This window comes from Myxococcus llanfairpwllgwyngyllgogerychwyrndrobwllllantysiliogogogochensis (assembly GCF_006636215.1).
Lineage (GTDB): Bacteria > Myxococcota > Myxococcia > Myxococcales > Myxococcaceae > Myxococcus > Myxococcus llanfairpwllgwyngyllgogerychwyrndrobwllllantysiliogogogochensis.
The window spans coordinates 15,653-29,593 of sequence record NZ_VIFM01000136.1 but is presented as its reverse complement, the minus strand read 5'-3'; the positions used below and the strand labels follow the sequence as shown (position 1 = coordinate 29,593).

The 13,941-nt window shown below is 69.4% G+C and carries 12 protein-coding genes; 3 read left to right on the top strand and 9 right to left on the bottom strand.

Features of this window, described 5'->3' with window-relative positions; genetic code table 11:
• On the top strand, positions 1–1,051 hold a 1,051-nt coding region (locus FJV41_RS28745), incomplete at its 5' end, for an ADP-ribosylglycohydrolase family protein (RefSeq protein ID WP_246137473.1).
• Between the two features lie 114 nt (positions 1,052–1,165).
• Here the strand turns inward: FJV41_RS28745 and FJV41_RS52530 are convergent.
• From FJV41_RS52530 to FJV41_RS28730, 4 genes are all read right to left on the bottom strand, one after another.
• Complete coding sequence (locus FJV41_RS52530) at positions 1,166–1,342, bottom strand: hypothetical protein (protein ID WP_174455609.1); 177 nt, start codon at positions 1,340–1,342, stop codon at positions 1,166–1,168.
• Positions 1,343–1,726: 384 nt separating this feature from the next.
• The gene (locus FJV41_RS28740) at positions 1,727–2,152 is read right to left on the bottom strand and encodes a type II toxin-antitoxin system RatA family toxin (RefSeq protein ID WP_141645765.1); all 426 of its coding nucleotides are present in this window, start codon (positions 2,150–2,152) and stop codon (positions 1,727–1,729) included.
• A gap of 33 nt (positions 2,153–2,185) precedes the next feature.
• Positions 2,186–3,154: a class II fructose-bisphosphatase gene (glpX, locus tag FJV41_RS28735; protein WP_141645764.1), complete on the bottom strand. Its 969-nt coding sequence runs from the start codon at positions 3,152–3,154 to the stop codon at positions 2,186–2,188.
• Between the two features lie 13 nt (positions 3,155–3,167).
• On the bottom strand, positions 3,168–3,578 hold the full coding sequence (locus FJV41_RS28730; protein ID WP_141645763.1) for an acyl-CoA thioesterase: 411 nt from the start codon (positions 3,576–3,578) through the stop codon (positions 3,168–3,170).
• 100 nt (positions 3,579–3,678) lie between these two features.
• Between FJV41_RS28730 and FJV41_RS28725 the strand changes: the two genes are divergently transcribed.
• Entirely contained in the window at positions 3,679–5,295 is a 1,617-nt protein-coding gene (locus FJV41_RS28725) for an alkaline phosphatase family protein (RefSeq protein WP_141645762.1), read from the top strand.
• Between the two features lie 57 nt (positions 5,296–5,352).
• On the opposite strand, the gene FJV41_RS28720 is transcribed toward FJV41_RS28725, so the two are convergent.
• Positions 5,353–6,114 carry an alpha/beta fold hydrolase gene (locus FJV41_RS28720; protein ID WP_141645761.1) on the bottom strand — a complete coding sequence of 254 codons (762 nt, stop codon included), beginning with the start codon at positions 6,112–6,114 and terminating at the stop codon, positions 5,353–5,355.
• A 104-nt stretch (positions 6,115–6,218) separates the two neighbouring features.
• On the opposite strand from FJV41_RS28720, the gene FJV41_RS28715 reads away from it, so the two are divergent.
• Positions 6,219–6,920 (top strand): helix-turn-helix transcriptional regulator, encoded by a 702-nt coding sequence (locus FJV41_RS28715; RefSeq protein WP_246137472.1) that lies wholly within the window; start codon positions 6,219–6,221, stop codon positions 6,918–6,920.
• A gap of 7 nt (positions 6,921–6,927) precedes the next feature.
• Here the strand turns inward: FJV41_RS28715 and nadC are convergent, their stop codons facing one another.
• The 4 genes from nadC to FJV41_RS28695 all read right to left on the bottom strand — a co-directional run bounded on the left by nadC (position 6,928) and on the right by FJV41_RS28695 (position 13,911).
• Positions 6,928–7,809, bottom strand: a complete 882-nt coding sequence (nadC, locus tag FJV41_RS28710; protein WP_174455614.1) for a carboxylating nicotinate-nucleotide diphosphorylase — start codon at positions 7,807–7,809, stop codon at positions 6,928–6,930.
• 11 nt (positions 7,810–7,820) lie between these two features.
• On the bottom strand, positions 7,821–11,618 hold the full coding sequence (locus tag FJV41_RS28705) for a valine--tRNA ligase (RefSeq protein WP_141645759.1): 3,798 nt from the start codon (positions 11,616–11,618) through the stop codon (positions 7,821–7,823).
• Positions 11,619–11,685: 67 nt separating this feature from the next.
• Entirely contained in the window at positions 11,686–12,978 is a 1,293-nt protein-coding gene (locus FJV41_RS28700) for a response regulator (RefSeq protein WP_141645758.1), read from the bottom strand.
• Positions 12,979–13,095: 117 nt separating this feature from the next.
• Entirely contained in the window at positions 13,096–13,911 is an 816-nt protein-coding gene (locus FJV41_RS28695) for a chemotaxis protein CheW (protein ID WP_141645757.1), read from the bottom strand.
• Positions 13,912–13,941 lie beyond the last annotated feature (30 nt).

Sequence of the window (13,941 nt, the reverse complement as noted above, 5' to 3'; positions counted from 1 at the left end):
CCGCAATGCCCCCCAGGGGCCCGACCCCCTCCTCGCCCAGCGACGCAGGGGTGCCCTGCTCGGACTCGCCGTGGGCAACGCCCTCGCCGTGCCCACCGCGCACCGTCCGCTGCAGGCCGCGCCCTTCCCCTCTATGGCGGATGGGCCCTACGACAGATTGATGGGTGGAGGCCCTCATCAGCTGCGCAAGGGTCAGGTGACGGAGGAGGTCCACCTGGCCTGTTGCCTGGGGCACAGCCTGCGCGACTTCAAGCGCTATGACGCCGCGGACGCGCTGCGCCGCTACCGGGCCTGGCAGCCTCACGCCTTCGACGTCAGCGAGGCCATGAAGGAAGTGCTGGAGGATTGTCAGGCCGGCCTGCCGCCCCTGGGCTCGGGCAAGCGCGTCTGGCTGCGCGGCCACCGCAAGGCCGTGGGCGCTGGCAGCCTCGCGCGCATCGCCCCGCTGGGTGTGTACCTGGCGAGCGACCCGAAGGCCCGCACCCAGGCCACGCTGGAGGACTCCGCGCTCACCCACTTCGACCCGCGCTGCCAACTGGCGTGCGCCGCCTTCACCGCCGCCATTGCCAAGGCCACGACGTCCGGCGCCGACCTGAAGGCCGAGGACCTCCTCACCGCCGCGGAGTCCGGCATCCTGCTGGCCGGCGCGGCGCTGGGGCGCTCCGCCCCCGACTACGTCCAGGAGGTCTCCTTCGCCTCCAGCCTGCTGCGCGAGGACCTGGCGCGCGCGCGCGACGACGACCCCCGGCTGTACGGTCCGGACCTGCACGTGCACCGCGCCCAGCACGCCATCCACGTCGCCTTCCGATTGGCCTTCTGGGAGCTGCTCCACGCGCCCACGGCCCAGGCCGCCCTCATCGACGTCATCCACCGAGGCGGCGACACCGAGGTCCACGGCGCGGTGACGGGCGCGCTGGTGGGTGCCTTCCACGGCGAGGAGGCGCTGCCCGCCGAGTGGCGCAAGCAGGTGCTGGAGGCGCTCGGCACGGTGAAGGGCCCGCTCTGGGACGTCTACCACCCCCGGCATCTGCTGAGCCTGGTCCCCGCCTGACGTCGCCCGTGCGGGGCGCTGGATGCACGAAGCCCGCGGGGGACGGTCCTCAGGGGGGACGCCCGCCGCGGGCTCGTTGCCACGCCAATGCGGCCTGGGGGCCGCGACTGTCACTCAGGCCAGCAGGTCGATGACCACCACGCCCCGCTGGGGCTTCTCTTCGTCGGTTTCAGTCCTACGACGCGGGCGGTCGTCGGGCATGGGCAGCGGCAGCTCCACCACGGGCCTGTCGTGCTCCTCCCGGCGGCGCTCCCTGCGCTTGATTTCTTCGATGATGAAGGCGTCGAGCATGGGTTTCCGTCTCCCCTCAGCCTACGTACCCCGATGTACGCCCGCCGTCCCGCCCAGAAATCACTGCCACCACTCTCAGATGCAAATTAAGAACCCCGGTTCCGCACTGGGTACACTGCCGCCATCTCGCACGGTTGCTCGTCCGCCATCCGACATCCGAGCCAGGGGAACCGTGGCGTAGATGTCATGGAGACCCGAAACTTCCGGTCGGGATGGTGTTGATTCTAATGCCCTCGCGACGGCCCGCAAGCGGACCCACTCCCTGGCACACCTCCGGCATTCGGGGCGGCGGGCACCCGGCGGAAGGGCCTGCCCGCCTGTCTACTCCCAGGCGGGCGGGTCAGCGAGGAACATGGGGTCTAGAGCGACCCCTGTCTGCCACGTTCAGGGCGCCTCAGCGCGGCGCTTGAACGCCTCCAGCATCTTCGGCAGCGACGTGTCGACCAGGGCGTTGACGACGGCCTTGGGCACCAGCAGGCCCAGCGCCATCTCCACGTTGTAGGTCGCGCGCGTCTTGCCCTCGCCCTCGGGCTCCAGCACCCAGCTGCCCTTGTTGTCCTTCATGACCTCGCCCTCGATGAAGGTCCAGGACATGCGGCGCGGGCGCTCCTCCACCACCCGGATGGAGTAGCGGACCGTCTTCATCACGTCGACCTTGTAGTGGACGTCGACGGTGTTGTCCTTCCGGTTCGCGGTGCGGGTCTCCTTCACCTCGGACAGGAACTCCGGGTAGCGCTCATACTGGGTGATGACGTCGAACACCTTTTCGATGGGGGCGTTGATGACGATGGTCCGCGAGGCGCCAGGCATGGTGTCGGTCTCCGAAAGCGTCGAGGGGACGGCCTAGAAGGCAGCGTAGCCCGGCTTCTTGTCGAACTTGTGCAGGGACTGGATGAAGCGCACGGTGCTCGTCTTGCTGCGCATGACCACCGAGTGCGTCTCGCAGCCGCCGCCGAAGAAGCGCACGCCCTTGAGGAAGTCGCCGCTGGTGACGCCGGTGGCGGCGAACATCACCTCGCCCCGGGCCAGCTCCTCGGCGGCATAGATTTTCGCCATGTCGGTGATGCCCATCTTCTTGGCGCGCTCGATTTCGCCCGGGTTGCGGGGCACCAGCCGGCCCTGCATGTCGCCGCCGGTGGCGCGGATGGCCGCCGCGGCGATGACGCCCTCGGGCGCTCCACCGGTGCCCATCAGCACGTCCACGCCCGTTCCCTCGAAACACGTGGCGATGGCGCCCGCCACGTCACCGTCCTCGATGAGCCGGATGCGAGCACCCGCGGCGCGGATCTCCTTGATGAGGTCCTGGTGCCGCTCACGGTCCAGGACGACGACGGTGAGGTCCTCCACGTAGACCTTCATCTTCTCCGCGACGGCGCGCAGGTTCTCCGTGGCGCTCTTGCGCAGGTCGATGGCGCCCCGGGCGCGCGGGCCCACGGCCAGCTTCTCCATGTACGTGTCCGGCGCGTTGAGCAGCCCGCCCTTGCTGGCCATGGCCACCACGGTGATGGAGCCCGGACGGCCGTAGGCGCACAGGTTGGTGCCCTCCAGCGGATCCAACGCGATGTCCACGGCGGGGTCACCCTCGCCGCGTCGGCCCACCTTCTCGCCGATGTAGAGCATGGGCGCCTCGTCGCGCTCGCCCTCGCCAATGACGATGGTGCCGTCGATCTGCAGCGCGTCGAAGGCGCGGCGCATGGCGTCCACGGCGGCCTGATCCGACTCGTTCTTGTCGCCGCGTCCCATCAGTCGGGCGGAGGCGATGGCCGCCATCTCGGTGACGCGCACGACCTCCATTGCAAGGTTGCGATCCATCGTCTGTGCTCCTTCAGGTTCCTGCGTTCGGATGTTCCAGCAGCCGGGCCACGGACTCCGGCAACCGCGTGGGCTTGCCGTCGCGCCCCACGCACGCGTGCAGGGTACGACCGGTGCACAGCAACGTGCGCGGCTCGCCCTCGCGGAAAAGCTCGTAGGTGAACACGACCGAGGCCCGGCGCAACTCGCTCACCATCGCGCGGATGATGAGCACGTCGTCGTAGCGCGCGGGGGACTTGTACGCGCAGCTCGCCTCCGCCACCGGCAGCATCAACCCGGAGCTCTCCATCTCCCGGTAGCTGCCTCCGCGCGCGCGGAAGTACTCGCTCCGGGCGAACTCGAAGTAGCGGAAATAGTTCGCGTAATAGACGACACCCATTTGATCGGTGTCACCGTAGATGACGCGCAGTCGGGCCTCGACCATGAGGGCGCGGACCGTAGCAGGGGCTGACTGCCGCCGTCCAAGACGCCGAAGCGCTTGGCGGTTGCATCTTCCCCGTCGGGCAGTGCAGCTTCTTGGACGTATGATTCGCGCCCTCGTCCTGACCGCCCTGCTGGGTTCGCTGCCCGCCGCCGCGCGTCCTCCCCGACTCACCCTGCTCATCACCGTGGACGCGCTCGGCAGCGACGTCTTGTTGCGCAACCGGCCTCGGCTCCAGGGCGCGTTGGGTCAACTGCTCGACAGTGGCGCCTACTTCCCGTACGCGCGTTATGCCTACGCGAAGTGCCGCACCGCGCCGGGCCACACCACGCTGGCCACGGGCACCAACCCCTGGCGTCACGGCATCGTGGACAACCGGTGGGTGGACCGCTCCACGGGGAAGCTCGTCTATTCGTTCGTGGACCCGGCGCATCCGGTGCTGGAGGCGACGCTCAAGCCGGGCCAGGACGCCAGTCCCGCGAACCTCATGGCGGAGACGCTCGCGGACCGGCTGCGGATGGCCACGCAGGAGCGAGGCAAGGCGGTGGCGGTGTCGCTCAAGTCGCGCTCGGCCATCGCCCTGGCGGGCCGGCTGGGACAGGCCTGGTGGTTCGACGACGGCGTGGGGAAGTTCGTGACCGGCACCTGGTACACGAAGGAGTTCCCCGAGTGGGTGAAGCAGCTCAACGCGCGGAAGATTCCGGAGTCTTACTTCGGCAAGACGTGGGACTTGATGCGTCCGCGAGCCGAGTACATCGGCGAGGATGACCGGAGCTACGAGGCGGACTCCTATGGCCTGGGCCGCACCTTCCCCCATCCGCTCACCGGCGGACTGAAGGAACCGGGGCTCAACTTCTACAAGGCGTTCGGCGTCTCGCCGGACTCGCACACCCTGCTGGTGGAGGCGGCGAAGGCGGCCATCGTCGGAGAGGCGCTGGGGAAGGACGCGGTGCCGGACCTGCTCGCGGTGAGCTTCAGCGGGACGGACAACGTCTTCCATGAGTACGGCCCGTACTCGTGGGAGATGCAGGACACGATGCTGCGGCTGGACAAGGCGCTCGGGGACCTCATCTCCGCGGCCGAGCGCGCGGCTGGTGGACGCGCCAACCTGACCATCGCGCTGGTGGCGGACCATGGTGGAGCGACGGCGCCCGAGCAGTGGGCAGCCGCGGGACTTCCCGCGCAGCGGATGAACCCCAAGACTATCAGCGAGGGCATTTCCGCGATGGTGAAGGAGCGCTTCGGCCCGGACGTCACGGTGATGATGGAGGAACTGGACGTGTACCTCGGCGGCCCCGCGCTGACGTCGGGCAAGGTGGATGGCGCGCAGGTGCGGCGCGCGGTGGCGGACTGGTTGCTGAAGCAGCCCCATGTCGTCGCGGCGGTGACGCGTGAAGAGCTCTTCTCCGCGCCGGACCCGGCGGGCTACCTGGCGCCCCTGCGCAAGGGCTACTACCCGGAGCGCAGCGGCGACGTGGTGTACCTGCTGCGCCCCTTCCAGGTCGTCTACTTCGACCCGGAGGGAAGCACGCACGGCTCGCCGTATTCATACGACTCCCAGGTGCCCGTGGTGTTCGCGGGCAAGGGCATCAAGCCGGGGATGTACATGACGGAGATCGACCCGGTGGACGTGGCGCCCACGCTCGCGGCGCTGCTCGAGATGGGGATGCCCGCGTCCACGGAGGGCAAGCCTCGCGCGGAGATTCTCACGGGGAAGTGAGCGGGATTCGAGGCATGGGACCTCCCGCGTGAGGTCCCCGCCGACGGGAGGAGCAGCTCAGCGCACCGATGCGAGAAACCCGTCGAGCACGCTGTTCACCCAGGCTGGTGCATCGAGCTGCACCCAGTGCCCGGTGACGGGCTCCACCTTCTTGAACGGCAGCTCAGGCACCCGAATCTGGTACGCATCGGGACCCTCGTTGTGCGCCGTCACGACGGACAGCTTGGGACCCGGATAGCGACGCAGCGCGGAGACCGGGTCGAATGTCAGGAGCGACCCCAGTCCCGACCGGACCGCCACCTGAGCGGTGGCACGCAGTCCTCCGAGCACCTGCTCCCGGACCTCGGGCCGCGAGGGGGCGAGCATCGGAGCCCAGTACTCCTCGACGACCGGAAGCCACGCCTCGGTGCCCAGCACCGCCATCAGCCCCTGCGCCTGCTCTTCTGGAATCAGTCGTCCATCGGAAGCAGGGTCGAGCAGCAGCAACCCCGCCACGCGCGACGGATGCGCCGCCGCGTAGGCCGTGCAGACCGCTCCGCCCAGGCTGTGCCCCACGAGCACGAACCGCTCCAGCTTCAAGCCATCCACCACCGCCGCCACGTCCGCCGCGAAGTCCTCGACGGAAATCGCTCCCTCGGTGGGGACCTCGGACTGGCCGTGGCCTCGCAGGTCCAGCGCCAGCGCCCGACGTGTCTCGCGCAGGTGCGAGAGCTGGGCCGCCCAGTGCTTCGTGCTCCCAGCGCTGGAGTGGACGAACACCACCGGAAGCCCACCCACACCACCGTCATCCACGTACAGCGTCCCAGCCGGGCCCTTCATGACGACCTCCTCGATTCAGGGGCGCGTCCAACCGCGCCATGAATCCTTGAGTACGGCCCATCTCTGTCAGAATCTGTCAGCAAATGGCACGCGTCAGCCGAGTCATGCATCTGGTCGACTTTCTCCGGGGCCGGGAGGCCACCACCGTCGCGGAGATTTCCGCGGCGCTGGGGGTGAGTCCCCGCACCATCCACAGGGACCTCGCCACCCTGCGGGAGCAGGGCCTGCCCATCGCCAGTGACACCGGGCCGGGAGGCGGCGTTCGCCTGGAGCGAGACAGGGGTGTCACCGCCGTCCACCTCGGCGTCGAGGAGGTCGTCGCGCTATGGCTGGCCGCGAGCCTGTCGTCGACGGGGAGCGCGTTACCGTGGGGAAGCGCGGCGCGCTCAGGGCTCGACAAGCTCTTCGCCAGCGTGCCGAGGGAGCGCTCCCGGAGCATGCGCGAGCTCTGCCAGCGCGTGGTGGTGGGCCGCCCCGCGACAGCCCGCGTGCTCTCGGAGCTGGGAGCGCCTCCCGAGGAGCTGCTCGCCATCTTCGAGCAGGCGTTCCGCGAGCAGGTGTGCCTCGCCTTCGACTACGAGGACCGCCACGGGAAGAAGAGTCGCCGCTGTGTGGAGCCACACGGGCTGCTCGTCGAGTCCCCGGTCTGGTACGTGCTGGCGCGCGACGTGGAGAAGTCAGCGGCGCGCATGTTCCGGATGGACCGCGTCCACCGGCCCAGGCTGGTGCCCGAGCGCCGCTTCACGCCTGACATGGAGGGGCTCAAGGCCCAGGCCCTCGCTCAGCGGAGCAAGGGCCCGGAGTGAGCGGGGCTCAGCCCTGCGAAGGGGCGGCGCGCGGACGGCGCGTCTTCTTCGCGGCGGTGATTTCCAACGACAGGTCCATGGCCCGCGCCGAGTGCGTCAGCGCCCCCATGGAAACGAAGTCCACGCCCATCTTCGCCAGGCGCGGCAGCCGGTCCAGGGTGACGCCACCGGACACCTCGAGCGGAACACGCCCCGCCGCCAGCTTCACGGCCTCGCGAATCTGCGCGTCGTCCATGTTGTCGAGCATCACCACATCGGCGCCGTGCTCGAGTGCCTCGGCGAGCTGCTTGAGGTTGGTGACCTCAATCTCGATTTTGCACAGGCGAGGACCGTTCGCCTTGGCGAGCCGGAGCGCCTCGGAGATGGAACCACCGACGGCCGCGATGTGGTTGTCCTTGATGAGCACGCCATCGAAGAGACCGAAGCGGTGGTTGGTGGCGCCGCCCATGCGGACGGCGTCCTTGGCCAGCACGCGCATGCCTGGGGGCGTCTTGCGCGTGTCCAGCACCTGCATCTTCGAGCCCCGCACCGACGTCATCGCCTGCTGAGCCAGGGTGGCGATGCCGGCGGCGCGCTGGACGAGGTTGAGCGCGGTTCGCTCGGCGGCGAGCAGCGAGCGCAGCCGCCCGTGACACCGGGCGGCCACGACCTTGGGTTTGATCTCCTGGCTGTCCTGGCGGAGCAGCTCCACCTCGACGTCCGGGTCGACCTTGTGGAAGACGCGCGTGAAGGCCTCCAGCCCCGCGAGCACCAACTGCTCTTTGGCGACCAGCTCCGCACTGCCCTCCGCGTCAGGCGGAATGAGGGCCTGCGAGGTGACGTCTCCCGCCGCCCCCAGGTCTTCGTCAAGGGCGAGGTCGATGAGCCGATCGAGGTAATCCTGCTGCACGTCTCCTCCTGCTACCGCCGGGCCTTGGCCCGTGCCGAGGGCTTCGCCCGGGTGACCTTCTTGGCCGCCGCCTTCTTCGCGGAGGACTTCTTCGCGGGAGCTCTTCCGCCCGCCTTCTTGGCCGCCGCCTTCTTCACGGGAGCCTTCTTCGCCGCGCTCTTCTTCGAGGAAGCCCTGCCCGCGGCCTTCTTCGCCGCGCCCTTCTTCGCCGAAGCCTTGCCACCCGCGGCCTTCTTCACCGCGCCCTTCTTCGCCGAAGCCTTGCCACCCGCGGCCTTCTTCACCGCAGCGGCCTTCTTCGAGGAGGCCTTACCACCCGCCGCCTTCGCGGCAGCCCCCTTCTTCGCGGGAGCCTTGGTGCTCGCGGCCTTCGCGGAGTCCTTCTTCACCGAAGCCTTGGTGCTCGCGGCCTTCGCCGGGGCCTTCTTCTCCGGAGCCTTCTTGGCGGGAGCCGGGGTGCTCGCGACCTTGGCGGGGGCCTTCTTCGCGGGTGCCTTCGCCGGGGCGGCCGTCGCCACGGTCGGCTTCTCGCTGGAAGCCTTCGGGGCCTTCACTGCCGCCGGCTTCGCGGGAGCTTCAGTGGTCTCGGAGGCGGCAACAGCCTGGGGCTTCGCCTTCTTGCCACCCGTGCGCGCGGGCTTGGACGCCGTGCCCTTGGCCGGAGCCTCGCGGGAGTCGCCGCCCTCCTTCGCCTTGCCGAACTCGCGCATCGCGTCGTCCACGAGCCCCATGCTCATGTACGCGACGCCCAGGTCATGGTGGTCCGTGGGAGACAGGCCTTCCTTCGTCCCCTCGCGCAGCTTCGCCAGCGCGTCCTGCACCTGGGGGTCCTCCTCGGGCACCCGGCCCTCGTCCCCCATCTCACCCTTCAGTTCCTGGCCCAGGTCCACGCCGCCCTTGTCTTCCTTCGACGGGGCGACCTTCACCTGGGCTGGCTGGGAGGGGGAGGCACTCTCCTCGGTGGACGTGCTGCTGCTCTCGGTCGGCAGATTCTCAGGCATGGACGGCTCCGGGGCGATCCGCTGCAGGTGATCTTCGAGCTTGGCCTTGCGCTCCTTCAACTCCTGCACGCGAGCGCGGTCCTTCTCCACCACGTCGGGCGGCGCCTTGGCCACGAAGTTGGGATTCTCCAACTTGCGCAGGATGCTGGCCGCCTCCTGCTCCGAGCGGGCCATCTCCTTGCGCAGCCGGTCCCGCTCCGCGTCCAGGTCGACGAGCCCCGCCAGCGGCACGTAGATCTCCAGATTCGTCGCCATGAAGGCCGCCGCCTGGGGAGGCTTCGGGCCCGGAGGCCCCACCTGCACGTCGGACAGGCCCGCCAGGGGCAGCAGGTAGCCGCGCCAGCGCTCCAGCAGCTCGCGCGTGCGAGCGTCCGGGCTCTGCACCACCGCCTTCACCTTGGTGGCCGGAGACAGGTTGCTCTCGCCTCGGATGGTGCGCAGTCCCTCGATGGCCGCGATGACCGGCGCCATCTCCAACTCGGCCGCCTCGTCCACCAGCGCCGTGTCCGGCGTCGGGTACGGGGCAATCATGATGCTCTCCGTCGGCCGGGTCATCGGCAGCTTCTGCCAGATCTCCTCGGTGATGAAGGGCATGAACGGGTGGATCAACCGCAGCACGCGATCCAACGCGTAGACGAGCACCGCGCGCGTGGTGTCCTTCGCCGCCGGGTCCTCGCCATAGAGCGAGCCCTTGGCCAGCTCGATGTACCAGTCGCAGAGCTCCGCCCAGAGGAACTGGTACAACGTGGAGGCGGCCTCCGCGAAGCCGTAGACCTCCAGCGACGCGCTGGCCTCCGTCGTCGCGCGCTGCAGCCGCGAGAGAATCCACCGGTCCGCCAGCGTGAGCGGCAGCTCCTTCGGCGAGCGGCCGTCGTACTGGTACCCACCCATGTTCATCAGGGCGAAGCGGCTGGCGTTCCAGAGCTTGTTGCAGAACGCCTTGTAGCCGGCAAGCCGGTCCATCGACAGCTTGATGTCGCGGCCCTGCTGGGTGAGCGAGGCGAGCGTGAAGCGCAGCGCATCCGCGCCAAACGCGGGCATGCCCTGCGGGAACTTGTTCTTCAGCGTCGCGTTGAGCTGCTCGGGCTTGGCGCCGAGGATGACGTCCAAGGGGTCGATGACGTTCCCCTTGACCTTCGACATCTTCTCGCCCTTCTCGTCGCGCACCATCGCGTGCAGGTAGACGGTGCGGAAGGGCACGTCGCCCATGAAGTGCAGGCCCATCATCATCATCCTGGCGACCCAGAAGAAGATGATGTCGTGGCCCGTCTCCATGACGGACGTCGGGTAGAAGGTCTTCAGCTCCGCGGTGTCGCGAGGCCAGCCCAGCGTGGAGAACGGCCAGAGCGCGGACGAGAACCAGGTGTCCAGCACGTCCGAGTCCTGGATGAAGCTCTTGCCGCCGCACTTGGGGCAGGACTCCGGCATCGTGCGCGCGACGATGGGCTCCGCGCGAGCGAAGTCCACGCCGCCCACCTTCACCGTCGGGGCATCCAGCGGCAGGTCCGTGTCGTCACCCTGCCGGGGGCTGCACGACGTGCAGTAGTACGCGGGAATCTGGTGGCCCCACCACAGCTGGCGGCTGACGCACCAGTCGTGGATGTTGCGCATCCAGTGGAAGTACGTGTTCGTCCACGCCTCGGGGACGAACTTCGTGCGGCCCTGCTCCACCGCTTCAATCGCGGGACGCGCCAGCGGCTCGATCTTGATGAACCACTGCGGCGACAGGCGCGGCTCCACCACGGTGGTGCAACGCTGACAGGCGCCGATGGACAGCTTGTGCGGCTCTTCCTTCTCGAGCAGCCCCTGCTCCTGCAGGTCCGCCAGCACCGCCTTGCGCGCCTCGAAGCGGTCCATCCCGGCGTACTTGCCGGTGTCCTTCGTCATCCGCGCCGCTTCGTCCAGGATGGACACCATCGGCAGCTTGTGACGCAGGCCCGTCTGGTAGTCGTTGAAGTCGTGCGCGGGCGTCACCTTCACCACGCCGGTGCCGAACTTCGGGTCCACCAGCTCCGCGTCCGCGACGATGGGAATCTCGCGCCCCGTCAGCGGCAGGACGACGAGCTGGCCGGCCAGCCCCACGTAGCGCTCGTCCTCGGGGTGGATGGCCACCGCCGTGTCGCCCAGCATCGTCTCCGGGCGCGTCGTCGCCACGGTGAGCGTGCGGTCGCTGCCCTTGATGGGATAGCGGATGTGCCAGATGGAGCCGTTCTTCTCCTCGTGCTCGACCTCCAGGTCGCTCAGCGCCGTGCGGCACGAGGGACACCAGTTGATGAGCTTCTGGGCCCGGTACATCAGGCCCTCTTCGTACAGCCGGACGAAGACCTCGCGGACCGCGGCGGACGACGGCTCGTCCATGGTGAAGCGCTCGCGGCTCCAGTCAAGCGACGCCCCCAGGAAACGGTGCTGTTCGCCGATGCGGGCGCCGTACTTGCCCTTCCACTCCCAGACGCGCTTGAGGAACGCCTCGCGACCGATGTCGTGACGGCTCTTGCCCTCGGTCTTCTTCAGCTCCTTCTCCACCACCATCTGCGTGGCGATGCCGGCGTGGTCCGTGCCGGGGAGCCAGAGCGCATTGAAGCCGCTCATCCGCTTCCAGCGCGTGAGGATGTCCTGGATGGTCGCGGTCAGCGCGTGACCGATGTGCAGGCTGCCCGTGACGTTGGGCGGGGGCAGGACGATGGAGAAGGCGGGCTTGTCGGACGTCGCCGCGGCGCGGAAGTAGTCGCGCTCGAGCCAGAAGGCATAGAGGCGAGCCTCGACCTCGGTGGGCTCGTAGGCCTTGGACAGTTCGGTCGTATCGGTCATTGAAGACGGCCAGCCCCCCTGAGGGGGCCGGCGGGGAAGTCAGGAGGTTTGCGGCGAGAAACTCGCCTCAGTGCTGCGTCTCTCGGTCCTTGATCAGCCGCTCGAGCTCCTGGCGGATGATCGTCTCCGCGAGCTGCGGTACGACCTCCCAGGCAATCTTCTCGATGACCTCACGGGAAGCCTTGGACAGCGCCTCGCGCAGCAGGGCCTCGCCCCCATCCGCCGCGGGACGGGCGACCGGAGGCCCCCGCTGCGCCGGAGCGGCCGGAGCCACGGGCCCACCCATGTCGAGCGAGATCTCCTCCGCGCCGCTCGTGTCGGGCAGCGAGTCCTCGATGCTGATGGCGGGCTGCGCGGCCACGGGAGCCGGAGCGGCGGGAGCGCCCAGCCCGAACGGATCCCTCGCGCGGGCCGCCGGCTGCGGCGCGCCACCCTGGATGGGAGGAAGCGGCGTGGCGCCCGGAGGACGCGGCAGCCCCCCCGGCATCCCCGGCCCCGGAGCGCCAGGACGGGCCACCATGCCCGGAGCCCCAGGGCCCGGCGGCATGCCTGGACGAGGAGGCATGCCCGGCGCGGGAGCACCCGGCGGAGGCGGCACACCCGGACGCGCGACGGCGCCCGGCGGCATGCCCGGCCCAGGAGGACGCGCACCCGGTCCCGGCGGCATGCCCGGCCCAGGAGGACGCGCACCCGGCCCCGGCGGCATTCCAGGCCCGGGAGGACGCGCACCCGGCCCCGGCACCATTCCAGGCCCGGGGGGACGCTGCGCCATGCCCGGCCCCGGCGGCATGCCAGGCCCCGGAGGACGCGGCGCCATACCAGGCCCCGGCGGCATGCCCGGCCCGGGAGGACGCGCACCCGGCCCCGGCGGCATTCCAGGACGGGCACCCACGGGCGCCGCGACGGGCGCGGGCTGCGGCGCCACAGGAGCGGCGGGCGTGGCGGAAGGACGAATCACCTGCGTGGCGATGGAGGCCGGCAGCGTGTTGGACTTCTGGCCGACCAGCGCCTTCACCTTGTCGAGCAGAATCTGGCTCTCGAAGGGCTTGGTGACGTGGTCGTCCGCGCGGGCGGCGCGAGCCCGGTTCTCGTCGAAGGCCTCGAAGGTGCCCGCCAGCAGCATCACCGGGATGCCCTGGGTGGCGGGGTCGTTCTTCAGCGCCTCGCAGACCTCGTAGCCGCTCTTGCCCGGCATCGTCACATCGGCGAGGACGACGTCCGGGCGCATCTCGCGCACGCGCGAGATGGCGTCCAGCCCGTTGTCCACCGCGGTCACCTGAAAGTCCTCGGTCGCGAAGATCATGCCGATCACCTTGCGAATGGTGAGCGAGTCATCGGCGACCAGCAGATTCTTGGGCATCGGTATCGGGCCTCGGGGGCGTCGACCCCCCTGAATTCGTTGAGAAATCCGGCCGAGAAAACCTTCTTCACGGCACGGTATCAAGCCCGGCAGCTTACGGTTTGCGCTCCGGGACGATCAAGAAAACATGCGCTGCAGGTCAAGGAACAGCACTGGCTCCGGCAATCCAGGGACGCGGAAGCTTCCCGCGGTGTCGTCCGGCTCGAAGCGCTGCAGGACACCCAGCACTCGCGTGGCCGTCAGCCCTACGTTACGCCCCGCCAGTTCCGCCAGGAGAAAGAATGGCTCTGGCGCGGGGGGAGCCCCCAGCAAAGCGGGAACCGAACAGATGGGCCACAGGACCTGGGCATGCGGAAAGATACCGGCCACCGGTCCGCTCTGCACGGGCAGGACGCTGAAGGACTCACCCCGCTCCACCACCTGGGACACGAAGGCCAGGGGAACGCCGAACAGGCGCCCCTGTGACTCGAAGACGAGCGCCCGCTCGGGCACGGACTCGGCCCAGTGCACGGGGCGCGGGGGAGCAGGCGTGGCCCGAGGCCCCACCCGGTGCGGCAGCGCCTCCGCGATGAGCTCCAGGTACAAACGCTCCTTGTGGAGCACCGCGCCCCGGCTCAGCGGCGCCAGCGAGTCCGCCAGGCCCGAAGGCAACAGGAAGAACGGCGCGCGCGCGACATCCGCGACCTCCACCACCGAGCGGACCCGCACCGCGAGCGTGGGACTCACGTCGAGCACCACCACCATGCCCACGTCCGGCTCCGGCGCGCCGCCGAGCAGCGCCGCCAGATCCTTCACCTCGAGCACGCCTCGCAGGTTGCTTCCATGGGAGCCAGGCATCGCCACTTCCATGACGGATGTGGCTTCCACGGCATAACGGGTCTCCCCGGCTTCGACGAGCAAGCAGAGTCGGCGACCGCTTTCGAAGGGCGACACGGGAGCGACCCTAGCAGCGTTCCGATGGAT

Bases quoted from the DNA above. Each gene is read 5' to 3' on its own strand.
- FJV41_RS52530 (WP_174455609.1), bottom strand. From the start codon at position 1,342: ATGCTCGACGCCTTCATCATCGAAGAAATCAAGCGCAGGGAGCGCCGC.
- FJV41_RS28740 (WP_141645765.1), bottom strand. From the start codon at position 2,152: ATGCCTGGCGCCTCGCGGACCATCGTCATCAACGCCCCCATCGAAAAG.
- glpX (WP_141645764.1), bottom strand. From the start codon at position 3,154: ATGGATCGCAACCTTGCAATGGAGGTCGTGCGCGTCACCGAGATGGCG.
- FJV41_RS28730 (WP_141645763.1), bottom strand. From the start codon at position 3,578: ATGGTCGAGGCCCGACTGCGCGTCATCTACGGTGACACCGATCAAATG.
- FJV41_RS28725 (WP_141645762.1), top strand. From the start codon at position 3,679: ATGATTCGCGCCCTCGTCCTGACCGCCCTGCTGGGTTCGCTGCCCGCC.
- FJV41_RS28720 (WP_141645761.1), bottom strand. From the start codon at position 6,114: ATGAAGGGCCCGGCTGGGACGCTGTACGTGGATGACGGTGGTGTGGGT.
- FJV41_RS28715 (WP_246137472.1), top strand. From the start codon at position 6,219: ATGCATCTGGTCGACTTTCTCCGGGGCCGGGAGGCCACCACCGTCGCG.
- FJV41_RS28705 (WP_141645759.1), bottom strand. From the start codon at position 11,618: ATGACCGATACGACCGAACTGTCCAAGGCCTACGAGCCCACCGAGGTC.
- FJV41_RS28700 (WP_141645758.1), bottom strand. From the start codon at position 12,978: ATGCCCAAGAATCTGCTGGTCGCCGATGACTCGCTCACCATTCGCAAG.